Raw genomic sequence first — 24,750 nt, forward strand, 5'->3', positions numbered from 1 at the left:
CCCCTTGTTTGGCTTTACGCAAGATACCAAAAGGGTCGTTCTTGGAACCTGCTACGCGCAGGGGCGAGCCAGCTGGCTGTTTCACCTTCGTCCCCCTTCTCGCGTGCAGCGTATTACCGACTGGTCACGCTCCAAAGGTATGGAGCCATGCATGGTCTACAATGAGCGAAACGCGTTTTAAGGAGCCATCATGATCGATGCGGTTGATATTTGGGTTAAGGGCATTGTGCAAGGGGTGGGATTCCGCCCCTTCGTTTATCGTATGGCGAAAAAGTACCTGATTAACGGGTGGGTGCTGAACGCTACCGACGGCGTGCACATTCATGCCGAGGGCGAAAGCAAGCTGGTTGACGAGTTCATCATGGAGCTTTCGGACCACGCGCCGGCGGCCGCCAAGGTGGAGGAAATCGACATCAAGGAGGTGCCGCTCGAGCAGTTCGACTCCTTCGAGATTCGCTTCTCCGACGACGAGGACGTGGCTGAGACCACGCTGGTCTCGCCCGACCTTGCCACCTGTGAGGACTGTGTGACGGAGCTCTTCAACCCGAACGACCGCCGCTATCGCTACCCCTTCATCAACTGCACGAACTGCGGACCGCGCTTCACGATCATCGATCATTTGCCCTATGACCGCGCGGCCACCTCGATGGCGGCTTTCCCCATGTGCCAGCGCTGCGCGGCCGAGTACGCCGATCCCCTCGACCGCCGTTTCCACGCCCAGCCCGATGCCTGCTTCGAATGCGGCCCCTCGGTGACGTGGTGTGTGGGTGCTGACGGAGAAGAGTCCATTGGCAAGACGCGCGAGGAGTCGGACGCCATCTTTGCAGCCGCCGTGGATATGCTGATGGCAGGCAAGATTCTGGCTGTAAAGGGCCTGGGTGGCTTCCACTTAGTGTGCGATGCGAATAACGCAGAAGCGGTGGCCGAATTACGCCGTCGCAAGCGGCGCGACGGCAAGGCTTTTGCGGTCATGGCTTCCTCGGTGGCGGACGCGCGCTGCCTGTGCAGCGTGTCCGAGGAAGAGGAAGCAGTGCTGACGGGGTCGGTGCGGCCTATCGTGCTGCTGCGCAAACGCCCCGATGGCGCCATTGGCGCCGGTGTAGCGGATAAGCTGACGGAGCTGGGTGTCATGCTGCCCTACACGCCGGTGCAGCATTTGCTCATGCACGATTTCGCCGAAGTCTGGCAGCGCCAGGCGGGGAATACGGAGTCGTGCGAGGCGGTTCCTGGCCAGGCCGTGCCCCTGCTGGTGATGACATCGGGCAACGTCCACGACGAGCCCATTTGCATTACCGATGAGGAGGCTCGGGAGAAACTGGCCGGCATTGCCGATGCCTTCCTGGGCAATAACCGTCCCATTTTGACGCGTTTCGACGACACCGTCGTCCGCTTGGTGCGTGTGGGAGAGGTTGAGGGGCGTCCCGACTATGCCGTGCAGTTCCTGCGTCGCGCTCGCGGCTTTGCGCCGGTGCCGATCTCCACGGCTGCGAACGCAGCAGCGGTGGTCGAGAACGAAGCGGCCCAAGGGGCCGAGCACGAGGCCGGCGTGGTAGCGGAAGCCGAGGCTGAGGCGCAGGTGCAGGCCGAGGCTCAGCCCGAAGCGGCCAGCAACCCTTCCTCGGACGGCGTCATCTTCGCCGCCGGTCCTGAGCAGAAGAACACCTTCACGCTGCTGCGCGGAACCGACGCTTTTGTGTCCCAGCATATCGGCGATGTTGAGAATGCCGAGACCTACGACGCATGGCTGGCAGCAAAAGACCGCTTCGAGAGTCTCTTCGAAATGACGCCGACCCAGGTGGTGTGCGATTTGCATCCCGAATACCTCACTTCGAAGTGGGCCCACCATCAGGAGCTGCCCGTAACCGAGGTGCAGCATCATCACGCCCACATCGTCTCGGTTATGGCCGAGCACGGTCTTGCCGATGCGGTGTGCGGCATTGCCTTCGACGGTACGGGCTATGGCGTCGACGGGGCCATTTGGGGCGGTGAGGTGCTGCTTTCGAACCGCCAGGCTTTCGAGCGCTTCGCCAACTTCGCTTACGTTCCCATGCCGGGCGGCGCGGCTGCTATCAAGCATCCGCTGCGCATGGCCTATGGCGTGCTGTGGGCCTACGATTTGCTCGATCATCCGGCCGCGCAGCGGGCCCTGGCTCCTTTGGGCGAGGAGGCCGCGCTGTGCGAGAAGATGATCGATCGGGGGTTGAACACCCCTATGACCTCCTCGGTTGGGCGGCTGTTCGATGCCGCTAGCGCGTTGCTGGGCGTGTGCACTGAGCCGTCCTATGAGGGGGAAGGGGCCATCTTGCTAGAGGCGGCTATGGAAGCTGCCGGGGCGGCCGCGCCGGCAGCCGCAGCTCAGGAAGAGGCCGCGGGCGTCATTCCCGAAGATGAGCTGACGGCCAAGGAGCGCTATGCCGTCACGGTGGTGAAGAACACGGCCACCGAAACGAGCACGGCCGAAGATACCTCGGTGGTGCTGTTCGACGCCGAGGGCACCTTCCGCGCGTTGTTGGACGACATGGCGGCTGGTGTCCCCGTCGCTGTTATCGCGCGCCGCTTCCATGATGCCTTGGTGTCGGCCGTGGTTATGGGAGCCGAATTGGTGCGCGCTATGTACGGCATTGCCACCGTGGTGCTTTCTGGCGGCGTCTTCATGAATCGCTACCTGGTTGAGCATGTCTTGCCGGCTTTGGCCGAGGCGGGCTTCACCGCGGCTATCAATCGCGATCTGCCCCCCAATGACGGGTGTATTTCCTATGGTCAGGCGGTGGTGTGCTCCGCTCGTTCTGCAGAGCAGGTAGACTAGCCGAATCCTCGCCTCCGCGCGCGGGACAACTTGAGACAATAGGAGAAAAGACGCTCGCTGAACGGAGGAGCTTATGTGCTTGGCAATTCCCGCTAAGGTGGCGAAGCTCGAAGAGGGCAACTTGGCCACGGTTGATATTCTGGGAGTAACCCGCGAGATTTCCGTGGATCTGACTCCTCAGGCCCAGGTGGGCGATTACGTGCTGGTGCACGCTGGCTTTGCCATCGAGGTGGTGGACGAGCGGTTCGCCCAGGAAACCATCGACCTTATCAAACAGTTTCCCGAGCTGGCCGATCTCGACACTGCGGCGGCCTAGGTCATGGATCAGATGCAAGAAGAGCTGCGGGCCTTCAAGGACCCTAAGCTGGCCCGCGGCCTCATCGAGTCTATCCAGGCGCTGGCCCCCGAATCAGCCACGCTTATGGAGGTGTGCGGCACCCATACGGTGGCCATCGCCCGCAACGGCATTCGCGGCCTCATGCCCGAGGGCACGCGTCTGGCCTCGGGGCCGGGCTGCCCGGTGTGCGTGACTAGCAACCACGATATCGACAAGGTTATTGCTCTGGCCCGCGTGCCCGAAGTGACGATTGCCACCTTCGGTGATATGACCCGCGTGCCCGGTTCCTCCTCCAGCCTATTGGCCGAGCAGGCCGCAGGCCGCTCGGTGGAGATCGTCTACTCGCCGCTCGACGCCCTAAAGCTGGCCGCAGAAAACCCCGATCGCCAGATTGTGTTCGTAGGGGTGGGCTTCGAGACCACCACGCCGCTGGTGGCCATGGCCATCAAGCGCGCGAAGGCCATGGGCCTGAAGAACTTCAGCGTGTACGGCGCGCACAAGAACATGCCCGGTGCGTTAGAGGTTATCGTCAACGATCCTGGTGTGCAGGTGAGCGCCCTCATTCTGCCAGGCCATGTGTCTACCATCATCGGGGCCGAGCCCTATCGGTTCTTGGCCGAGAAGTATGGCATTCCTGGCGTTATTACCGGATTCGAGCCCGTGGATGTGCTGCAGGGCATCGCCATGATCATGCGGCAGCTGCACGAGGGCCGCGCCGACATCGAGATTGCCTATGCCCGCGGCGTCATGCCCGAGGGCAACCCCGTAGCCCTGGCTGCTATCGATGAGGTCTTTGAGACCTGTGCCGCCACTTGGCGCGGCCTGGGTGAAATTCCCGGTTCGGGCTACCGCATCCGCGAGGAATTCGCCGAGTTCGACGCCATGCGCCGCTTCGACCCACCCATCGAGCCCACGGTGGAGCCCAAGGGCTGCCGCTGCGGCGATGTGCTGCGCGGCATCATGGCACCCAGCGACTGCCCGCTGTTCCGCACGGTGTGCACCCCCGAAAACCCCGTGGGCCCCTGCATGGTGTCGAGCGAGGGCAGCTGCGCCGCCTACTATCGATATTACTAGGGACTGACCAGCACATTGAAACGAACGGGGGCGTCGTTGCGATTAGACGGCGCCCCGGTTGAGAATAAGTTGTGAAACAATAGAGAATCCAACGCGAACGACCTGCGAACCAGCAGGTGTAGCCTTCTCGCCCCAATGTACCGCGAGAAGGGAGGCGCCGTGGGCGCTCAGCGAATCGAATTCTCCAATGCCCAGATGTTCAATTACGTGATGAGTCGAGAGGAGATCTGTCGATCGCTTCTCGAGCGCGTTCTGAAAATGGATATCGAGCGCATCGACTATATCTCAGTCGAACATGAGATCGATCCTAATAGGGAGGGTCGCGGGGTCCGCCTTGACGCTTACGCCAAGAATTCAACGACGGCTTTCGATGTGGAGATGCAATCACAGGACGAATACTGGCTCGGTCTGCGTTTTCGGTACTACCAGGCAGCCATCGACACTGATCTTCTCAAGAAGGGGGATGATTACGATGACCTTCCCTGGTGCTTCATTATCTTTCTGTGTGTTCATGATCCCTTCCAAGCAGGCCTGCCCGTCTACACTCTGGAGCCTCGCTGCTACGAGAGCGACGAGGTGGACGCTAACTGCCGTATGCGCTGGATTGTTTTGAACGGTGAATCTTGGGAACGAGAGGGGGACAGGCCAATGCGCTCCTTGCTACAATATATCGAGGAGGGGACGGTGACAGCGTCCGATCCACTCGTTTCGATGATCGATCAAGTGGTGTCAGAGGCCAATGCCGACGAGAAGGTGATGAGCAAGATGATCTCCGTAAGCACAGTGGAAGAGAACGCCGAACGTCGCGTGCGGATGGCGAAGCGGTACTACCGCCAGTATTACTCCGAAGAAGGGAGACGGCTCGGCCTGGAGGAGGGTCGCGAGGAGGGTCGCGAGGAAGGTCGCGAAGAAGGTCGCGAAGAGGGCCGAGAAGAGGGCCGCGAGCTGGGACTCGCCGAAGGCCGAGAAGAGGGCCTTGCCGAGGGCCGCGAACTGGGCCGTGAGTTGGGACTCGCCGAAGGGCGAGAGGAAGGTCGTGCTGAGGGCGAGGCGCTCTATGGTCGCCTGGTCGAGGCCCTTCTGACGGCGGGCCGTCAAGAAGATTTGCTACGGGCAACGCAAGATGAAGCCTACCGTGCTTCCCTTATCGATGAGCTGGGCCTTCAGGAGCCTCGCTGTTAGCATGAGCTCTTCCCGGTCTCACTACATGTACGTTCTTGAGTGTGCTGATGGCTCGCTCTACACCGGCTACGCGGTGGATGTTCATGCGCGCTTGGCCGTGCACAACGCCGGCAAAGGGGCGAAGTACACGCGGGCGCGCTTGCCCGTCAGTCTTTTGGCCTACGCCTCGTTCGAAACCAAGCACGACGCCATGCACGCGGAGTATGTATTCAAGCAGCTCACCCGCGACGAGAAAGACGGGCTTCTCGCCGCGGCGTCGCGCACAAGTTTTGAGGCAGCGCTGCGGCCTCTACTCGATGGTCGCTGAGCTAGTGGGGCCTAGCATCTCGGGAAGGTAGATACTCGGCTCTATGGTGCACAGCCGCTGCCCGTTTTTCAGCTGAATGCGGGCGATGGCCAGCTTAAGCTGTTCGGCTGCTTCGAGGGGGCAGGTTGCAAAGCCGGTAAGCACCAGGCGCTCGGCGGTTCGCTCCCTCACGAGGCGCAAGAGAGAGCGGTCGTCGTTCAGCGCCCGTTCGCGGGCTGATCCCACCAAGGTTCCTTCATCGACCATTGATCGCGTGGGGATGAAGCCATTGACGAAGCCGCCGAAAATTACCCGATCGAAGGTATGATCGACCAAGTCGGCAGGGTGTCCCACGCGTACAGCCGCAGGCTCGCCCGCTTCGGCAGCTGCCTCGCATTCCTTGCGACCGCGAACAGGCGCCCGGTCCCCCTGCTCGATCAAGGCGAGGGCCTCGCGATAGGGGCCGAGAAGGCTTTGGGCGAAAGGACTGTCGGCGGGGAGGCCTTCGAGGGCGTTATCTGCCAAACGACGTAACGCCTCGGCGAGGGGCAGGCCAGGGGATGCCGTGCGCAGCTCCGAGACCGCGGCGCTGCGGGCTAGCGGGTCGCCGAGGGCAAGCCACTGGCGCCACGCAAGCGAGTCGTGAGGGTTTCGAGCCAGTCTCTCGAGAAGGCGCTGGCGGTCTCCCTCCGTCGCGGTCCAGCGCCGGTGTCCCAGAGGGCTGCATCTTGGCGCCTTCAGGGGGGTGGCGGCCACCCCGCAGCTCTGCAAGGCTCTTAGCGCATTCGCGCGCCAGGTGCCATTGGTGGCGACGACGGCGATGCGCGCGGGAGGGATACCCGCGGCTAGGGCGCGAGAAACCTCGTCAACCACAGCGGCCATCTCCTCGGAGGGCGTTTCCGTTGAATGCCACGTTGTCTGCAGGCTTGGGAAGGGCTCATCAAGCACCACGCGCTCGCAGGGCCGATGCTCGGCGGCGAAGCGCTTAAGGCCGTCGCGCGCGGGCCACGGCTCGAACGCAGCGGGCAACAGCGTCTCGCTGCCGGCCACGGCCAGCCTCTCACGGGCCAAAAGAGCGATCATCTCTTGGCTCGCGCGGCTCATAAGCGGATAGTCGTCGGCCAGCACCACGGCCGCCCCGAACGAGGCTCTCAAGGAGGGGACAGCGCGCAGGGCGTGGACGGCAAGGTTCACGGCCTCTCCTGCCAACAGGGCTTCGTCGAAGGCGAGAATGTCGTGGGCCAATGCCAACTGGGCCCGCTCCTCGGTGGTTTGGATCCAAGCGAGATTATCGTCATCGAGATTGGCGAGGCCACACAAGAGGAAGCCCCACAGCTCTCGGAGCCGTCGCTGTTTCAGGCCGCTCGTCTTGAGGTCTTCGAAGAACACTGCCTCGTCGTCGCGGTCCATCACGCGCGGTACGCGGCCGGACACGCGAGCGGCCCGAGGGTCCTCTAAGATGCTCAGGGCGCACTCAAGCGGCGTGGTCACCCTCAGGGCCGCGCCCCCGACGCCACCCCGCCGCTTCTCGAGGGACTGGGCGGCGGCAGGCGTTGCGCAGAACAGAAGGGCGCAGGGCTCGGTGCCGCTCGGGCTCGGTGCATCGGGGCCCAGGCTCGGCGAGCACCAGGCTCGTGCTCGATCGATCAGAGCAGAGGTTTTGCCCGAGCGCGGTCCTCCGACAATGCAGAGCGCCTCGGCGAGAGGATCGTGGTTCATGGCGGCTCCTTTTCGGATTGGGGAAGCCCGACGGTTCGAGGACATTGGGGAATCGAGACCATCGAGCTCCCCCTGATCGGCCTTTCTGGAAGGAGGGAGGGGGAAGGGGGGTGAAAGGCCGATCAGGGGGAGGCTGGACGAAGGAGAGGAGAAGCTTCGCCCAGCGCTTCCTGGAAGGACTAGGAGAGGGCGTCAGTAGCCTCGTCCAGCTCGTCGGGGCTTAGCTGCGGAAGCGCGCCCGGAACGTGCTGTTTCGCCCGGAAGGGCATCGTGATGGCGTTGCCCGGGCAGGCGTCCACGCAGGCGCGACAGCGGGTGCACTCGTTCCACGTGGTGCCCAGTTCGGGGTGGCGCGGGTTGATGGCCACCTCGCACACCTCCGCACAGCGGCCGCAGGTGGCTCCGTGGGCGGTTTCCAGGCACTGCTCGTCGTCGATGGCCGGCAGGAAGGTGCGGTTGGCCTTCGCCACGAGGCTCATAAACGAAGAGATAGGGCAGAGGTGCGAGCACCACTTGCGGAAGAACACCACCTCGGCCAGAAGCAACAGGGGGATCAGCACCACCGACCAGGTAACGTCGCCATTGCCGAACAAGGCGATGAGCAAAAACACCAGCGCGAAGGAAAGTCCCACGGGGCATACCAGGCAGAACACGGGAAATCCGAACAGGGCCGCCGACAGTAAGGTACCGCCCAAGATGAAGTGCCGCGAGTCGGCGGGCTTCCGATCGGCGCAGGAGGCGCAGGATCCGGCGCAGCCCTGGGACAGGGCCTTCTTCTCGGCCGCCGTCAGAGGGGCCTGCGGGCTTTTACCGTTCGGTGCAGCCTCCTTCGCGGCGTCCTGCTTTTTGAGCAGGCCGCGCAGCTTCTGCCAGACGGGAACCGGGCACAGCCATCCGCAGAAGGCGCGACCCAGAATTAGGATGGCGGCGATGGCCAGCACCACCGAGATGACGGCGCGCGGCACGAGGGTTTTGCTGGCAAGCATGGTGCCCAGGGCGCCGATGGGGCAGATGAGGGAGATGGATTCCCAACCAAAGGCAGACAGGGTGCCGACGCTGGCGTGCGCCGCATAGGCAACGCCCGCCACGGCCAACAGGCCCAAGGGTATGATCACGCGGAGTTTCTGGTTCTTCATGGTCTAGGCCTCGCTCTCGGGAACGACGATGATGGCGCGCGAGGTGGCGCCGACGGCGTAGGAGCCTTCTTTTTGGGAAACGCAGACGTTCTGGCAGGCACCGCAACCGTTGCATTTCTCGGGCAGCACCACGGGGCGCCCGTACTCGTCCAGCTCGATGGCCTCGTAGGGGCAGGCGTCATAGCAGAACTTGCAGCCGTTGTTTTTATCCCAGGCCAGGCACCAGTCGCGAATGAGCGTCGCCTTGCCGAGGATGACGGTCTCGGGGGTGGCGTCCAGGGGCAGGCGCAGCGCTTCCGTGGGGCACGAGGCCACGCACAGCGGAACGCCGTTGTTGGCCTCCTCGCAGTAATCGCACCAGCCCTCGTTGAAGTTGGCGGTGGGGGTGCGAACCGTGACGATGCCGTCTTCCAGATGGGCCGGCCGCAGGGCATTTTTCGGGCAGGCCTCCACGCAGCGCTCGCAGCGGATGCAAGCGGCAATGAGGGCAGCCTCGTCCTGACCGCCCGGCGGCCGCACTTGAGCTTCGGCCGGTACGGCCTTCAGGGCTCCCAGGGCCAAAAGGGCGCATCCGCCGCCCACCCCCAGGGCGAAGGTGCGGCGCGACATGCCGGCGCCGGGCCTCTTCTTCTCGTCTCCCATGTTCTCTCCTCTTCTGTGCTGCTAGTCTTCCGAGAGCAGGTCTTCCAGAAGCTCTCGGTCGGTCTCGAGAAAGCCTTCGGTGAGGAAGGCGAGTCCGCGGTAGAAATCGGTCTTGGCGAATTTGTCCACCTCGGCCGTGAACAGCGGCACCCAGCCCGCCAGGTGCACGTCGATGAAGTTGTAGGAGCTCTTGATCCACGCGAGTGCCTGCTCGCTGTCGCCCTTGCACAGCGCTTCGACGACGCGCGTCGAGAGAATCTGCAGGTACTCGAGCTCAAGGGCGATGTGGTCTTCGCCTTCCTTCCAACGCTCCTGTTTGGAAAGGCCGGCGGCGCGGTACAGGGCCAGCACCTCATCGCGGGCACTCTGCATGAGCAGGCGCTTTTCCGAGGTGTAAACGCTTTCGAAGGGGTAGGCGGCCGCATGGCCCGAGTAGCCGTGGCCGAAGAAGACGCGCATGTAGTCGGCGGCCAGCTCGGTGAGGGTGTTCTCCCAGAGCCCGCTCAAGTACGTGGCGATGAGGCGGTTGCCTTCGTCGGCCAAGTCGTTGCCCGTGTGCACGGGGTAGCGCGAGTCGTGAAGCTCTTGGAGAAGGGCCTCGTCCACCTCGCGGCCGTACAGGCGGCTTAGCAAGCCGTAGGTGGTGGCCCGCTGCTTGAACAACGCGATGAGCTCGGCGGCGCTGACCGTCTCGGTCGCGCCCAGATCCTCGGCAATGATGGTCTCAGTCATGATCGGCTCCTTTACCAGCGAACGCCATCGGTGGTCGTCGGCATCTCAACGACGTCCTCGAGAGCGGGAATTTCATAGGAATCAACGACGGCCGCCAGGGCCCCGTCCAGGGCCGCCGCGCCGGCCTCCGTTGTGCGCCAGGCCTTGTCTTCCCAGGCGAAGGCACCGGCGCGCTCGAGGCTTTCGACGAAGTGCTGCACATAGAAGCGGCGATTCTCGGCGACGAAGGGGTCGGTATCCACGGCCACGGACATAAGGCCCATGGAAGTACCCTCGGGGTTCTGGCCCATGAGCAGCACGCGCTTGTAGACGGGCAGGTACTCGGGCTCGCGTTCGAAGAGACGGGCGATGCGTTCGGCCGGATCGTCCTCGGCCACGATGGTGCTGCCCGCCTCGGTGGTTTTCCAGCACACGATAGGCGGCTCGGTGGGCTCGTAGAATTCCTGGCCGTCGACAACGACAATGGCAGGCTCGGGCCGTGCTTCGCCGTAGGGCGCGCCCTCGGCGGTCACGCGCTCCAGGGCGCCGGCCACTTCCAGCATGGTGCAGAAATTGGAAGGGGTGTATACCGAGAACTTCGTGCGGCCGCTGCTTTCGAGGGCCTTGCGAACAGCGGCCGTGCTGAGCGGCTCGCGGGCGGCCTCGAGAATGCCGAGCATGGTGGCGCGATGGGGGCGCATCTGGCCGAACAGCTCGCGGGTGCGCTCTTCGGCGGGGCGCGCGGCATAGGAGGGATCGTCCTGGTTGACCGAGGCCTCGATCACGGGAATTTTATCGGGGTCCGGGGGCAGGAACTCGGAAGTACCCTCGGTGTTGGGCAGGAAGATCTCCGACGAGTCCTGCTCGTCGGGTTCCTGGGCGGCCCAAGTGTCGAGGGTTGGGTCGAAGCTGAAATCAAAAGTGGAAAGATCCAAGGTGCTCATGGAATCTCCTCTCTAGTTCAAGCCGGCATTGCGCAGGAGCTGCTGGCCGGAAAGGCTGTTGGGGCGCGCAGCGCCCAGGGCGTCGATGAAGGCGGTGGGGGACACGCGGGCCCACGGCTGGCCGTTGCGGACGGCGGTGCGGCGGTAGGGCACGCGGATGCGATCGGCCACGGCCTGCTCCAGAGCGGCGAACGTGGAGAGCACCACGGTGCAGGGAGCCTGGGCCAGAGCAAGAAAGGCCTCTTCCTGGCGGTGCGCCTCCTCGGGGTCGTCCAGGGCCGCGGCCGTGGGAATGAGCCCCTCCACACAACCCACCACGAGCAGCACCTCGAAGGAACGCCACGCGGTGCGAAAGTCCATGATGGTGGCCTGACGCATACCGCGCTCCAGGGGCGTTGTCGTCAGAAGGGCCGGCAGGCTCTCGGCGGTACAGGCGCGGTGGAGCTGCAGCCCCCAGGTACGGTTGGGCACCGCGAAGCCGATGCGCGGCGGCTGGGTATGTCCGCGCTGCACGAGGGCCATGGCGATGCGGGCGAGCCCGACCAGCTCGCTGGCGGGGCTTTCCCACTTCACCACCGCATGCTCGGGAAGCCACGGGGCGATAACGCGCTGGGAAGCGGTCGGGGAGCTCGAAGGGATGGGACGGCTTGCCATGGGAGCCGTCCTAGTCCGCAAAGGTGCCCGCGGCGCTATCGAAGGTGCGGGCCGCGCCCTCGGTCGTCGTGACGGCCCAAAGGCGGTAGTCGACGGGGAAGGTGAAGGGATCGGGCTCGTCTTCCTCTTGGCGGGCCGGACGCGGAAGGTCCGGGGCGTCCGTGGGAGGGACGGCCGTATTTTCGTAGCTCTTCGCCTCGATGTCCTCGGCCAGCTGCTGCTCGCGGGTTTTCTCGGGCGCCGGGGCCTCCGAAGTCTCTTCGACTTTCGGGGCGACGGCTTCCAGGGCCTCGGGATGTTCGGCAACCCACTGGTCCCAGGCCTCGTTGCGCTGGGCAGTCCACGTTGCAGCGGTAGGGGCCTCGACGCGCACGACGGCGGCGAACGGCCCCTCGTTTTTCAGCTGGCGAACGCGGTCGACGATCTCAGCCGTTGCCGGATCGACGAAACCGTTGGGTTCGGGGCGCAGGCCTACCACGAGGGCGCCCCCCTGCAGTTCGATGTCGAGCGTGTCGAAGGCCACTTCGGGAAGGCCGATCTTGCGCTGGCGGTCGTTGAAGACCTTCATGTTGTTGCCCACCTTATGCAGGATGTTGCCGATCCAGGGGGCGACGATGGTGTTCCAGCGCTCGTCGGCGCCCTCGGCCCCGGCGTCAAGATACTGGTAGGTGCCCATGTTCACCAACAGGCGCGCGGTGTTGCGCACGGGAGCGTCCTCGGACTCCGCGGCATGGGTGCGAATGATCGGTGTGGTGATGTGGGCGTAGCTGCGGTTGATTTCCAGAACCGTTTGCTGGCTGGCGGCTCGCTCGTCCAGGTCGAGCACCAGCGTGAGAGATGGTCTCAAAAGAGCCATAGGTCCCCTCCTCTTCGTTTTCTCGATTCCCCAGTACACGGCGAAGTATAGGAGGGCTTTCATAGGCCAAATAATATGATGCCTATGATTTCGCCTATGAAAAGGCCGCTATGATGGGGCCCATCAGGACGAATAGGGGGATCATCATGGCACGTCTCACCGATATGCTGGGGCTTATCTCTAAGCTTCAAAGCCCGAAGATTACCGTGCACCAGGAACGGTGCGTGCTGGTACGCAACGGCAATGCCGACTGCCTGCGCTGCGCCCAGGCATGTACCGCGGGCTGCATCGCCTACGACGGCGAGAGCCTTACGGTCAGCCCCGAGCGCTGTATTGGCTGCGGCACTTGCGCGACGGTGTGCCCTACCTGCGCCCTGGAGGCCCATCACCCCGGCGACGCCGCGCTGCTGGCCGCCTGCCAGCAGGCCGGGGCCTTAATGGAGGGCGTGGTGCCCATCGGCTGCGGACAGTTGCTCGATCAGGCTGCGGGCCGCTACGACGAGGAGAAGATCGTCCGCGTGGAGTGCCTTGGCCGCGTCGACGAGTCGCTGCTCACGTTCTGCGCCACCCAGGGAGCCCGCGAAGTGACGCTTATTCACGGCGACTGCGCCTCCTGTGCCTACGGCACGGGTCGGGCGTGCGTCGAGGAGGTGTGCTCGACCGAGCGGGTGCTCATGGAGGCATGGCGCACCCCTCTTGAGCTGCGCCTTACGACGAAGCTGCCGGCGGCCGCCAAGCGCTTGGAGGGGGCCGACCACGACGCCGGGCGCCGCGCCCTCTTCGCCGAGGGGGGACGCCGGGCGGCGCGGGCCGGCGCGCTGGTTGTGGAGGAGACTGTGGCCGACGCTCTGGGAGAGCAGGGCGGCGAGGAAGCGCCGTTGCCCCGCTATACCAAGGTGATGGATGACGGAACGCTGCCTCATTTCGTTCCGGATCGCCGCGAGCGCCTTCTCGACTTTCTTGCTGACTTGGGCGAGCCTGCCGACGTGATGGTGGACACGCGCCTTTGGGGCCATGTGATCATCGACACGGAGCGGTGCCTTTCCTGCCAGATGTGCGCGACATTCTGCCCCACGGCGGCCCTGACCAAGTTCGAGGAGCCCGATGGCACCATGGGCGTGGATCACCGTCCCGCCGACTGCGTGAAATGCCGAACGTGCGAGGCCATCTGCCCCGCCGACGCCATCGAGATCTCGGAAGAGGTGTTCGCCCGCGACCTGATGGCCGGCGTGACCGATCGCTACGTCATGAAGGGGCGCCCCATCAAGCACGGCACCCCCCACACTATCTGGCGCACGGCGCAGACCATGATGGCGACTGATCAGGTCTACGAGCGCTAAGCTCCTGTATATCAGTGATTTTCCTCAGCATCATTGACGGCGTGTTAGAATAACCGAACACTTCAGCTGCGGACATATGGGGGAGCAGCGTCATAACACAACGGAGGGTCGGCGCAGGTCGTTGGAAGACGTGCGCCCCAAGTGGGGGTCCCATGAAGCTGCCGCACATTAAGGTTGAAGTCGAATATCGCGAGGAAGACACGGGCGCGCCGGGCAAAATGTCACCGGCGCTCATCGCCGGGTTCGGGCTGCATTGGGCCTGGGTGTACCTGTTCATGTTCAATGGCCAATACGTGCTCTTTCCTGCTTTGGGGTCGATGCAGCTTGTGCTGTCGACCACGTCGGGCGCTTTCCATGCGCTCGCGCTTCTGGCCTACGCGCTTTTCCTCAAGCAAGCCCGCCTGCTTTTTGGCACGCCGCAGCGCATCCGCTTCAACCGTCTCGCGGCCGCCATTATGATCGCCGCCGCCACGGCGCTGTGCCTGGTCGGCAACGTCCTGGCGGGCAGCTTCATCGCCGGGGCGTGCTTCTTCATCGCCGGAGCTGTGAGCGGCATTGGGTCGGCGGTGCTTCTTATGAGTTTCGGCGTGTCATTCAGCGTGTGCGACTTGCCCACGATCGCCCTGTGCACAGCCCTCTCCGTGGTGGTAAGCGCGTTGGTTTTCTCGGGGATCATCATGGTGGGCCTGGTGCTTCCCCTCTTGGCGGTGCTCGCGTTTTTGGTGTTGCCCTTCGCCGAGCTGTTCTGTCTGAATCGCTGCTCTGCCGACTTGGTGGACAAGTTGGAGTTCGCCTATCTCACTATGCCGGTGCGGACCGCGATGTTCGCCGGTCGTATCGGCGTGCCGAGTGTGGTGTTCGGGTTGCTGCTGGGGGTGCTGCGCACCTGTGCCCTGGCCGGCACCTTGGACAATCCCTTTGCGGCCGACGGCGTGACGGCGAATTTATTTTCCTCGGCTGTGTTCACGGCGGCGCTGATGACCTGCCTCTCGCTTATCGTGGCCATGCTGGCCCTGCGCAAATCGCGCTACTTCACCTTCCGTGTTCTGGTGCCGCTTATTGGCGTGCTGCTGGCCCTGCTGTGCTCTGACTGGGGCGAGGATCCCTTCTTCCATTGCTTTGCCCTGTTCGGCAGCTATTTCATGCTGGAAATGTGCCTCTGGGTGATGTACGCGGACGTGGCCCAAACGTACCGCGTGAGTGCCTTCACCACCTTTGGCTTCGGCCACGGCTTTCTCTCTGCTGGCTCCCTGGTAGGATTCTTGGCCCTGCAGACCGGCGGCATCTTGGAGCCGGTGCTGTTCAATCCTGTGGGATTGGTCGTGGTGGGCCTCATCACGTTGACCCTGGGCGTGGCGGTGCTGCCCAACGCCGCCGAAATTCGCAGCACGCTTCTGCGCGGTCGCCGGTGTCCGGCGGTGTTCGAGGATCTGGCCGATTTGGTGGGCGATGCACCCGCGCCCGCCACGACCGAAGCGCAAGCCGGTGCCGTCGTTCCCGATGCGGAACCGAGCGCGCCCCGGCTTGGCGAAGAGGCGGAAGAGGCCGTCGTGTCGGCGCCCGAGTCGTCGGCCGAGGAAGACGCTTCCGTGAAGGCCGTCGAGCTTTCCGCGCCCGCAACACCCGGGCAGCAGGCCGAGCAGCAGGCGCAGCAGCTGGGTCGCTTCAAGCGCAAGTGCGCCGTGGTGGCCGATACGTTTCTGCTGTCGCGGAAGGAGACCGAGGTGCTGTTCCTTCTGGCCAAGGGCCGCAACTCCGCCGCCATCCAGGAGAGCCTCTACATCTCGGCCGGTACCGCCAATACCCATATGCGTCATATCTATCGCAAGCTCGACGTGCACTCGCAGCACGAGCTTATCGAGCTAGTCGAGTCCATGGAGCTCGATTAACCGAAGCCCGATGCACGGCGGCTCTGCAGAGCCGCCTCTGGGGGATTGCCTCAGCGTTTTCCCTGGTCAATTCCGGTCATATGACGGGAAAATTCAGAAATAATAGCCCTAATCATATGCCCCCTATGAAGGTTCAACCGCGTTCTCTCCGTAGAATTGCGCCCGTAAGGCACCGGTCTTCCGCGTCCCGGGGAAACCGCGCCGCAGCCGAGCAGCTGCCGCGCGGGGGACAAGCCGCCCAAGGCACGGTGGAGATGCAAGAGGGAGAAAGAAAGAGAGAGAGAGGTGGGGATTTTATGGCACAGCTAACCATGTCGCGTCGCAACTTCATGAAGACGATGGCTATTACCGGTGCAGCTGCAGCAGTAAGTTCCTCGGCGGTCGCGCCCCTGCGAGCTCTGGCCGAAGACGCCAACGCCTCCGCGGGTGAGGTGAAGCACGTTCGCACGTGCTGCCGTGCCTGCGGCAAGGTGGAGTGCGGCGTTTGGGTGACGGTTCAGGATGGCAAGGCCATCAAGGTCGAGGGCGACGAGTCCGCTCCCCAGAGCCGTGGCCATTGCTGCGCCAAATCGCAGTCTTCCATGCAGGCGGCCTACCATCCCGATCGCCTGCGCTACCCGGTGAAGCGCACCAACCCCAAGGGCTCGGACGATCCGGGCTGGGTGCGCATTACGCTGGACGAGGCCTTCGAGCTGTCCGGCCAGGGCCTGGGCGAGGTAGTGGACAAGTACGGCGGACAGTCCATCTTCGTGATGTGCGGCACGTCCCGCGTGTGGTCGCTCGGTCCCTATCAGGGCATGAAGCAGCTGTTCGGCACCCCGAACGCGCACTTGGCCTATCAGGTGTGCAAGGGCCCGCGCCACTGGGCCGGCATTATGACCGACGAGATGGGCTCCCCCTGGATGGAAGTGGAGGCCGAGCCGAAGGTCTACGTGCAGTGGGGCACCGCTGTCGAGTACTCCAACTACGACACCACCAACCGCACCATTTCCGACGTAGCCCCGCATGCCACGGCGCACATCTGCGTCGATCCGCGCGTGACGCCGCTGTCCAAGGAGGCCGATATCTGGCTGCCCCTGCGTCCCGGCACTGACGGTGCCCTGGCGCTTGGTTGGTTCAACTGGATCATCGAGAACGAGGCCTACGACGACACCATGGTGCGCCGTTGGTCCAACGCGCCGTTCTTGTTCTGCGAGGAGAAGCCCTGGAAGACCGAGGGCTGGCTCGTCGAGGGCAATGGCGGCATCAACATGCGCACGAAGCTCATCACTGAGGCCGACATCATCGAGGGCGGCAAGTACCATCGCTTCATGGTGTGGGACGAGAACAACAACCGCCTCACCTACTGGGACGCTCAGGAGGGCAAGTGGGAAGGCGAGATGCACAAGATCCCGACCACGGGCTCGTTCATCGACCACCCGCTGACGGGCCTGGTGGCCGCCGGCTGGCTGCCTGATCCCTCGGTCTGGTGCGATCCGGCGGATGCGAAGTTCGACGCCTACTGGGACAAGGGCAACGAGAAGGGCAAGACCACCAATCCCGCCGGCCTGCCCAAGAAGCCCGCGCTGTTCCCCGGCGAGGTCGAGGTTACGCTGAAGGACGGCAAGACCTATAAGTGCCGCACCGTATGGGACGGCTTCCATGATCTGACGTGCCAGTACACCTGGGACAAGGTGGAGGAGATCACCGGCGTGCCCGGCGACAAGGCCGAAGAGGCCGTGCGCACCTGGACCACCCGCGTCGACCCGCGCCACGGCAACGGCGGCATCCACTTCCAGCTGGCCACCGACCAGAACGGCAACTCCATCCAGAACTGTCGCGTGCTGCAGATGCTCTCCTGCGTGACGGGCAACTCCGACGAGCCCGCCGGCAACCGCGGCTCCTGCAAGAGCCAGTTCGACGGCAACCCCGGTCGTTCCAACATGCAGGCGGCGGCGCCCTACGGCGACGAGGCCAAGGTGTGGGCCGGCCGCGACTACTCCCTGGAGGAAGTGGCCAAGCACATGCAGGACTTCGTCCAGTACCTCATCGACGAGGACTCTCCCCTGGCCGAGCGCTACGGCAACAAGGTGCCCAGCGACGAGGAGGCCATCATCATCGCCAAGCGTATGGGCGGCGCTATGCTTCCCTCGCAGAACTGGCCGAATCCGAACACCATCTTCATGCGCCAGGCCGGTCAGGTGGATGCCGACCGCTTCCCGCTCAACCGCTTCTGGGCGCGCTGGGCTGACGCGAACGCCATCTGGGACGCCTGCCTGCAGGATCCGGACTGGTCGCTGTGCATGGAGAACGAGAACAAGGAAGTGGGCTACAACGTCAAGGAGACGCTCTACGCCCTCCACGGCGGCGTGTGCCAGTCCGGCGATATCATGAACATGGGCAACATCGCCCGCGCCTGGGACGCCACCACGCAGCTCGACTTCTTCGTCGACATCAACATGTGGTTCTGCCCGAACAACGGCAACGCGGACATCATCTTCCCCTGCCAGCACTGGATGGAGCTCGACTCCACCCGCGTCTCCCAGGGTTCCGGCGGCTTCTTCGGCTGCTGCTGCGCGGCCATCGAGCCTCCGGGAGAGACCATCTACGACCCCGACTGGAACGTGGGCATGTACAAGGCCATGGGCGTGCCGTGGAACACGAAAGACCCGGATGCCGCTCCCGCCGAGAACCTCAACTACGCTCCGCAGTGCCAGACCTTCATCGACAAATGGTCCGAGCAGCTGGGCGCCGACTACGACGCCTCCGGTGCGCCGAGCTATCTGTGGCCCGACCATGACCGCGTGCTCAAGGACAATGTGGACAAGTGGTGCACGGCCGAGTTCCCCGAGGGCCCGACGTGGGCCGAGGCCAAGCAGTGGTTCACCGATCACGGTTGGATGGACTGCCGCGAGTGGCATCCCGAGCGCTGGGGCACCTTCCGTCGTCACGAGATGGGCTGGCGTCGTCAGCAGGGCGGCTTCAACCTGTTCCCGCTCGTGGACTTCCACCCCGGCTTCATGACCGCTTCCGGCCTGGTGGAGATCTGGTCGCTCGTGTGCGAGGCCTACATCTGCAACATGGGCGAGGTGCCGGAGGACTCCGACAAGTGGGCCCACTCCGACCTGCCGCAGTTCCAGGGCGACGACGACCGCTTCCCCATCTACCGCGAGCCCACCGACTCGCCGGTGGCGAAGCCGGAGCTCTACGATCCTGAGCTTATCGATCAGGCCGACGACACGTACTTCATGAACCATAAGTACAAGGACACGCTGAAGGCCATGCCCGACAACATCTTCCTGATGACCACGGGTTCCCGCCAGCCCACCTACTTCCACTCCGAGCATCGCCAGCTGCCCTGGTGCCGCGAGGTGTGGCCGTCTCCCCGCATCGAGATGAACCCCAAGGACGCCGAGCGTCTGGGCCTCAAGCAGGGCGACTGGGTGTGGATCGAGACCCCCTGGGGCAAGGTCCGCGAGGTGCTCGACCTGTACTATGGCATTTCCCAGGGCGTCGTGAACGCCAACCACGCCTGGTGGTTCCCCGAGTTCGACACGGCCTCCCATGGCTTCGAGCTCGTCGGCATCAACGTGGTGAACGACCCCTACGGACAGGATACCGTCGGCGGCTGCGCCACCATGCGCTCCACCCCGACGATTGTTTACAAGGCGACGGCGGAGAACTCCCCGTTCGGCAACCCGGTTCCCTGCGACCCGAATGGCGTGGAGTGCATCCACGACGCCTCCGACCCGCGCTTGCGCGAATGGGTTCCCACCGGAAAGGGCGTCCGTGCCCGCTTCCAGGGCGAGCCCGAATGGGATGGGAGTGTGATGTAGCATGGCCCGCTATGCAATTGTGACCGACCTGAACCGCTGCGTGGGCTGCCAGGCCTGCTCGGCCGCTTGCAAGACCGTCAACGGCGTGCAGCCCGGCAACTTCTGGATCAAGACCCTGCGTATCGGCCCGACCCCCAAGGAGGGCGGCTCCGGCGACTGGCCCGACGTGGAGATGTACTTCCTTCCCATCCAGTGCCAGCACTGCGAGAACCCCGAGTGCGTGAAGGTGTGCCCGACCCAGGCGTCTCACGTGACCGAGGACGGCACCGTGCAGATCGACAAGTCGAAGTGCATCGGCTGCCAGTTCTGCGCCATGGCCTGCCCCTACGGTGTGCGCTATCTGAACGAGGAAGAGCGCGTGGTGGAGAAGTGCACCTTGTGCCAGCAGAAGACGGCCCAGGGCGAGCTGCCCCAGTGCGTCACCCAGTGCGGTTCCCGTGCTCGCTTCTTCGGCGACCTTGACGAGGGCATCGATTCCTTCATGGCCCCGGCACCCACTCACGACCTGTCCACCTCCTATGAGGATATGCTGGCCAGCCGCACGACGCTGAAGGATTGGGTGGAGCCCTATACCGAGGCCGACGTCTATCACCTCACCAACGCCGGCAACGATCCGAAGCACTGCTACATCCTGCGTAACCGTAAGTGGCAGGGAAAGGAGTAGCACTATGGAATTGCAATGGCCCCTTATTTTGTTTACGACGCTGCTGGCGTGGTCGGCGGGTGTGTTCGGCGCTCAGTGCCTCTACCTGCTGCGCGGCCAGGGCAAGAAGGCCCAGATGCCGGCGCTCATCGTGTCGGTGGTGCTGCTGGCCGTGGGCGGTATCGCGGTGTTCTTCCACCTGGAGCACTGGGAGCGCATCTTCAATGGCTTCGGCCATGTGACCTCGGGTATCACCCAGGAGCTGATTGCCATCGTGGTGCTGTTCATCGTGATGGTGGTGTACTTCGTCTACCTGCGCCGCTCGGGTGACGAGGCGAAGGTGCCTGCATGGCTGGCGATTGTCGGTATCGTGCTGTCCGTGGTGCTGGTGGCGGTAATGGGCCACAGCTACATGATGGCCTCGCTGCCCGCATGGGACTCCGTCATGCAGATCGGCTCGCTTTTGGGCGCGGCCTGCGGCTTCGGCCCGGCTACCATGGCCATCCTGACGGCGCTGAAGGACGAGTCGCTCGACTACAACGCCAAGGTGAACCTCATCGGTCAGATCGTGAACCTGGTACTGGTGGTGGCTTACCTCATTGCCATGCAGATGACGGCGACGGCCTACACCTCCGTAGAGTTCTGGTTCGACCCGACGAGCCCCACCCAGGATATCGCGGGCGACGGCTCCACCGAGCCCTTCGCCGGTGCCTCGATGGTGTGGTCGGTGGTGGCCATGATTGCGGCCGCCGCGGGCGTGGGTTCGGCCCTGGCCGGCAAAGCCAAGGGCGACTGGAAAGTGTGGGGTGCCATCGGCGTGGTGTGCGTCCTGATCAGCGCACTGTGCCTGCGCACCGTGTTCTACATGACCGGCGTGTCCATCTACCCGTTCTTCTAACGAGTTCCGCCCGCCCTGCGGGACGGGCGGATCATGACAGAAAGAAAGCCTCCCGCGGGAGGCTTTCTTTACGTTTTGATGTTGGGGTAGGTTAGCTTAGCTTCCCGCCCAGTTCCTTCGCGGCGGCTGCCTTGTCGAAGTTGCCGCCGGTGCGCTTGGTGAGCTCGCCCATGACGCGACCCATGTCCTTCTTCGTGGAGGCACCGGTGTCGGCCAGCACCACGTCAATGAGGGCCACCAGCTCTTCGCCCTCCACTTGCTTTGGCAGGTACTCTTCCAGAATGGCCACCTGCTCGGTGAGCGTGTCGGTGCGCTCCTGGTTGTTGCCGGCCTTGATGGAGCCGTCCAGGGTCTCCTTCGTCTGCTTGATGGTGCGCTTCAGCATGGCGTCCACATCAGCCTCGGTGACCTCGCGGCGCTCGTTTACCTCGATGCTCTTCAGCTCGGTGTGCACCTGGCGCAAAATGTCGCGGCGTGCATTGTCGCGCGCCTTCATAGCGTTTTTGATCTCGTCCTGCAGCTGCTGGTATTCCATGGCGATCCTTTCGTGGTAGGCCTTTTGATTTTCATGATACTCCAATACCGCCGCTATTGTCCCTGATGCAAGGTCGTTCTTGGTTTGGGGACCAGGGGGAGCGCCGTGGCGGCGTGCCTAGAAACGGCATGATGCTTTTGAACCTTTCAGCTTCGTAAGGCAACGGTAAGTTCAATCGATGGAACGCGTTCAGGCCCCTCTCTAGGATGGAATAGGTAAGAAAAGCCTGTCCGTCGAGAGAAAGGACTGTTGTGAAGACTGTGGGTAAAGTTATCATCGCGTTAGTGGTGGTGGGGGCTGTGAGAGTGGTGGCGCTGGGTCAGCTGCCAAAGATCGAGAGGAGCTACTAATGGCCGAAGTGTACACCGAGCCGTTCCCCGCAGCTTCTCCGACAGGCACACCGCCGATCGACGCCTTCGCGCGCGAACAGTACGGCGCCCATGGGCGTATCGTGCCGCAGCCGGCTGGTGCGGCCCCCGGCGGTGCCCCCATGCTTTCGGTGCGCAATGTCGAGAAGATGTTCGGCAGCCGCGATTCGGTCACTCGGGCGCTTGCGGGTGTGTCCTTTGATGTGGCGGCCGGCGAGTTCGTGGGCATCATGGGGCCATCCGGGTCCGGCAAATCGACGTTGCTGAACTGCGTGTCTACCATCGACACCGTCACGAGCGGGCATATCCTTGTGGGCGGTCGCGACATCACCACGCTCTCGCGCCGCCAACTGGCGAAATTCCGCCGCGACGATTTGGGCTTCATCTTTCAGGATTCGAACCTGCTCGACACGCTTACGGGCTTCGAGAACATCTCGCTGGCGCTTAGCATCAAGGGCGAGCCGGCCCGCGCCATTCCCGGCAAGGTGAACGCCATGGCCGCGCGCTTGGGGGTCGATGCCGTGTTGCAGAAGTACCCCTACCAGATGTCCGGCGGTCAGCGCCAGCGCATCGCTGCGGCTCGCGCCATGGTCACCGATCCGAAGCTCATTTTGGCCGACGAGCCCACCGGCGCGCTCGACTCGCGTAGTGCCGCTGTCATGTTAGAGATCATGGAAATGATGAACCAGCAGCTGGGCGCCACCATCATGATGGTCACCCACGACGCCTTCGCCGCCAGCTACACGAACCGCGTGCTGTTCATCAAAGACGGCGCCGTCTTCAACGAGCTGCGCCGCGGCGACGAGACCCGCGACGCGTTCTTCGGTCGCATCATGGAAGTGGTGGCCTTCCTGGGAGGCGAGGCGGGCCATGTATCTTAAGCTAGCCCTGCGCAACGTGCGCCGCTCGGTGCGCGATTACGCCATCTACTTCGTCACGCTGCTGTTCGGCGTGGCCGTGTTCTACGCCTTCAACTCCATCGGCAGCCAGCAGATTCTGTTCGACCTGCAGTCGTCCACCTCCGAGCGGCAGTTCGAGACAACGGCTCAGTTCCTCGGCATGTTTTCGGTGGTGGTGGCCTTTGTGCTGGGCTTCCTCATTCTGTACGCGAATCAGTTCCTCATCCGTCGGCGCAAGCGGGAATTCGGCACCTACCTGGTGCTGGGCATGAGCCCGGGGCGCGTGTCGCGCATCGTGCTGTACGAGACGGTGATGGTGGGCCTCGTGTCGCTGGCCGTGGGCCTGGTGACGGGCGTGCTGCTGTCCCAGGGCCTCAGCTTCCTGACAGCAATGCTGTTCGGTACCACCATGAGCAACTACCAGTTCGTGTTCTCCCAGGACGCGTTCTTCACGACGCTGGCCTGCTTCGCCGCCATTTACGTGGTGGTGGCCCTGTTCAACACCCTTACGGTCAGCCGTCAGAAGCTGATCAACCTACTGCATGCCGAGGCGCAGAACCAGCGCGTGGGCGTGCGCAACCCCTGGGTGTGCCTCGTGGTCTTCGTAGCGTCGCTGGGTGTTCTGGCCTATGCCTACCAGCAGCTCATTGAGAGCGGCCTGGTCATGCTGGACGACCCGCGGTTCTTCCGGGCCACGGTGGCTATGCTGGTGGGGTCGCTGCTGTTCTTCTGGTCGCTGGCTGGGTTCGTGGTGGCGGTGGTTACGCGGTTGCGCAACGTGTACCTGCGGGGGCTGCGTATGTTCACCGTGCGCCAGATTGCCAGCAAGATCAACACGGCATTCCTGTCGCTGTGGGCGGTATGCGTGCTGCTGTTCTTCTCTATCACGGTGTTCTCTACGGGCATGGGCTTCGTGGAGGTGTTCGTGGGCGGCATCGAGAAGGCGAACCCCTATTCCGCTACGCTTTCGGCGGCGGTGTGGTACGGGCCCGACGGCGACCCGCGGGCCTCGGCGGGCAGCGCGGCTCGCCACGACGAGATGGCGGCCGAGGCCCCCGAACGGCTGGAGGCAGCCGAGGCGGCGAACTGGGATATGGCGTTGCCGCTGCAAGAGGCCGCGCCCGAGCTGTGGGCCGAGACGATCGGCAAGTATGCCCAGGTGGACGAGTACCTAGTGCCTGATTCGACCTACGACGAGCTGATTGTGCCGGCTGAGGAGGCGGCCCCGGACGCCAACCTGCGCCTGGACGACCTGGAGAGCATTCGCACGACCGAGATCGGCGTCGTGGGGCTGTCGGACTTCAACGGCGCGCGCACCCTGCAGGGTCAGGAGCCCGTTGCCCTGGGAGAGGATCAGTATGCGCTGGCCAACAACATGGAGCTCTCGGCCGCGTTGGCCCGCGCCGTCGCGAAGGCCGCGCCTTCGGTGGACGTGCTGGGGCAGACCTTGACGCCGACGGGAGAGGTGCTGGACACCCAGTTGGAAGACAACGCCATGACCGCCGTGGGGCTCGTCCTCGTTGTGCCCGATGCGGTGGTGGATTCGCTGGTGGACGAGGGTCTTATCCCTTCGCGTTCGCTGCTGAACGTGAACTACGCTGACAACGGCAAGACGGTGGAAGAGAACGACGCCGCGCTGGCCGCTATCGTGGCGGCGGCTCAACCGGCCTCCATGGGTGGCTTCGAGCAGGGCGCTGCGGGCGCCGATGACGAGTGGGCCAGCCTGTTGTGGCCGGTCACCCGCATCATCACCGCCAATGAGATGATTGTTCAGGCTGCGGGCTTGCGCCTGATGATCACCTATCTGGCGCTCTACATCGGGTTCATCTTTCTCGTGTCTACGGCGGCCATCCTGGCTATCCAGCAGCTGTCCCAGGCCTCCGATTCCAGCCAGCGCTACCGTACCCTGTGGAAGTTGGGCTGCGATCGCCGCATGGTGTTCCGCTCGCTGCTGGCCCAGGTGCTCGTGTACTTCCTCGTGCCTTTGGGGCTGGCGGTGTGCCACGTCACCTGCGC

The 24,750-nt window shown here is 63.9% G+C and carries 20 protein-coding genes; 12 read left to right on the forward strand and 8 right to left on the reverse strand.

Annotation, left to right across the window (positions count from 1 at the left end):
* Positions 1-190 precede the first annotated feature (190 nt).
* The 5 genes from QZ307_RS02835 to QZ307_RS02855 all read left to right on the forward strand — a co-directional run bounded on the left by QZ307_RS02835 (position 191) and on the right by QZ307_RS02855 (position 5,706).
* A complete protein-coding gene (locus tag QZ307_RS02835) occupies positions 191-2,806 on the forward strand; it encodes a carbamoyltransferase HypF (protein ID WP_295995539.1) in 2,616 nt (871 codons plus the stop codon).
* A gap of 73 nt (positions 2,807-2,879) precedes the next feature.
* The gene (locus QZ307_RS02840) at positions 2,880-3,122 is read left to right on the forward strand and encodes a HypC/HybG/HupF family hydrogenase formation chaperone (RefSeq protein WP_295995542.1); all 243 of its coding nucleotides are present in this window, start codon (positions 2,880-2,882) and stop codon (positions 3,120-3,122) included.
* A 3-nt stretch (positions 3,123-3,125) separates the two neighbouring features.
* Positions 3,126-4,217: a hydrogenase formation protein HypD gene (gene hypD / locus QZ307_RS02845; RefSeq protein ID WP_295995543.1), complete on the forward strand. Its 1,092-nt coding sequence runs from the start codon at positions 3,126-3,128 to the stop codon at positions 4,215-4,217.
* Positions 4,218-4,376: 159 nt separating this feature from the next.
* Positions 4,377-5,399, forward strand: a complete 1,023-nt coding sequence (locus tag QZ307_RS02850) for an Rpn family recombination-promoting nuclease/putative transposase (protein WP_295995546.1) — start codon at positions 4,377-4,379, stop codon at positions 5,397-5,399.
* Between the two features lies 1 nt (position 5,400).
* Positions 5,401-5,706, forward strand: a complete 306-nt coding sequence (locus QZ307_RS02855; protein WP_295995550.1) for a GIY-YIG nuclease family protein — start codon at positions 5,401-5,403, stop codon at positions 5,704-5,706.
* Here QZ307_RS02855 and QZ307_RS02860 read toward each other — a convergent pair.
* The 7 genes from QZ307_RS02860 to QZ307_RS02890 all read right to left on the reverse strand — a co-directional run bounded on the left by QZ307_RS02860 (position 5,689) and on the right by QZ307_RS02890 (position 12,347).
* On the reverse strand, positions 5,689-7,404 hold the full coding sequence (locus QZ307_RS02860; protein WP_295995553.1) for a hypothetical protein: 1,716 nt from the start codon (positions 7,402-7,404) through the stop codon (positions 5,689-5,691). The genes QZ307_RS02855 and QZ307_RS02860 overlap by 18 nt on opposite strands.
* Positions 7,405-7,583: 179 nt before the next feature.
* Complete coding sequence (locus tag QZ307_RS02865) at positions 7,584-8,540, reverse strand: 4Fe-4S binding protein (RefSeq protein WP_295995557.1); 957 nt, start codon at positions 8,538-8,540, stop codon at positions 7,584-7,586.
* Between the two features lie 3 nt (positions 8,541-8,543).
* Positions 8,544-9,182 carry a 4Fe-4S dicluster domain-containing protein gene (locus tag QZ307_RS02870; protein WP_295995563.1) on the reverse strand — a complete coding sequence of 213 codons (639 nt, stop codon included), beginning with the start codon at positions 9,180-9,182 and terminating at the stop codon, positions 8,544-8,546.
* Positions 9,183-9,203: 21 nt separating this feature from the next.
* On the reverse strand, positions 9,204-9,914 hold the full coding sequence (locus QZ307_RS02875; protein ID WP_295995566.1) for a molecular chaperone: 711 nt from the start codon (positions 9,912-9,914) through the stop codon (positions 9,204-9,206).
* A gap of 11 nt (positions 9,915-9,925) precedes the next feature.
* Positions 9,926-10,837 carry a hypothetical protein gene (locus tag QZ307_RS02880; protein WP_295995569.1) on the reverse strand — a complete coding sequence of 304 codons (912 nt, stop codon included), beginning with the start codon at positions 10,835-10,837 and terminating at the stop codon, positions 9,926-9,928.
* Positions 10,838-10,849: 12 nt separating this feature from the next.
* Positions 10,850-11,491, reverse strand: a complete 642-nt coding sequence (locus QZ307_RS02885) for a hypothetical protein (RefSeq protein ID WP_295995570.1) — start codon at positions 11,489-11,491, stop codon at positions 10,850-10,852.
* Positions 11,492-11,501: 10 nt separating this feature from the next.
* On the reverse strand, positions 11,502-12,347 hold the full coding sequence (locus QZ307_RS02890) for a hypothetical protein (RefSeq protein WP_295995573.1): 846 nt from the start codon (positions 12,345-12,347) through the stop codon (positions 11,502-11,504).
* 146 nt (positions 12,348-12,493) lie between these two features.
* Here QZ307_RS02890 and QZ307_RS02895 point away from each other — a divergent pair, with 146 nt between their 5' ends.
* The 5 genes from QZ307_RS02895 to QZ307_RS02915 all read left to right on the forward strand — a co-directional run bounded on the left by QZ307_RS02895 (position 12,494) and on the right by QZ307_RS02915 (position 20,932).
* Entirely contained in the window at positions 12,494-13,687 is a 1,194-nt protein-coding gene (locus QZ307_RS02895; RefSeq protein ID WP_295995576.1) for a 4Fe-4S binding protein, read from the forward strand.
* A gap of 152 nt (positions 13,688-13,839) precedes the next feature.
* Positions 13,840-15,576: a helix-turn-helix transcriptional regulator gene (locus QZ307_RS02900; protein ID WP_295995579.1), complete on the forward strand. Its 1,737-nt coding sequence runs from the start codon at positions 13,840-13,842 to the stop codon at positions 15,574-15,576.
* A gap of 296 nt (positions 15,577-15,872) precedes the next feature.
* Complete coding sequence (locus QZ307_RS02905; protein ID WP_295995582.1) at positions 15,873-19,391, forward strand: molybdopterin dinucleotide binding domain-containing protein; 3,519 nt, start codon at positions 15,873-15,875, stop codon at positions 19,389-19,391.
* A gap of 1 nt (position 19,392) precedes the next feature.
* Positions 19,393-20,055 carry a 4Fe-4S dicluster domain-containing protein gene (locus QZ307_RS02910; RefSeq protein ID WP_295995584.1) on the forward strand — a complete coding sequence of 221 codons (663 nt, stop codon included), beginning with the start codon at positions 19,393-19,395 and terminating at the stop codon, positions 20,053-20,055.
* A gap of 4 nt (positions 20,056-20,059) precedes the next feature.
* Positions 20,060-20,932 (forward strand): DmsC/YnfH family molybdoenzyme membrane anchor subunit, encoded by an 873-nt coding sequence (locus QZ307_RS02915; RefSeq protein WP_295995587.1) that lies wholly within the window; start codon positions 20,060-20,062, stop codon positions 20,930-20,932.
* 91 nt (positions 20,933-21,023) lie between these two features.
* Here the strand turns inward: QZ307_RS02915 and QZ307_RS02920 are convergent, their stop codons facing one another.
* Positions 21,024-21,467 (reverse strand): GatB/YqeY domain-containing protein, encoded by a 444-nt coding sequence (locus tag QZ307_RS02920; protein ID WP_295995590.1) that lies wholly within the window; start codon positions 21,465-21,467, stop codon positions 21,024-21,026.
* 490 nt (positions 21,468-21,957) lie between these two features.
* On the opposite strand from QZ307_RS02920, the gene QZ307_RS02925 reads away from it, so the two are divergent.
* Together QZ307_RS02925 and QZ307_RS02930 are read left to right on the forward strand one after the other, a co-directional pair.
* Positions 21,958-22,716 (forward strand): ABC transporter ATP-binding protein, encoded by a 759-nt coding sequence (locus QZ307_RS02925; protein ID WP_295995602.1) that lies wholly within the window; start codon positions 21,958-21,960, stop codon positions 22,714-22,716.
* On the forward strand, positions 22,706-24,750 hold a 2,045-nt coding region (locus tag QZ307_RS02930; protein WP_295995596.1), incomplete at its 3' end, for an ABC transporter permease. The genes QZ307_RS02925 and QZ307_RS02930, both read left to right, overlap by 11 nt.

This window comes from uncultured Adlercreutzia sp., assembly GCA_910585575.1.
Classification (GTDB): domain Bacteria; phylum Actinomycetota; class Coriobacteriia; order Coriobacteriales; family Eggerthellaceae; genus Adlercreutzia.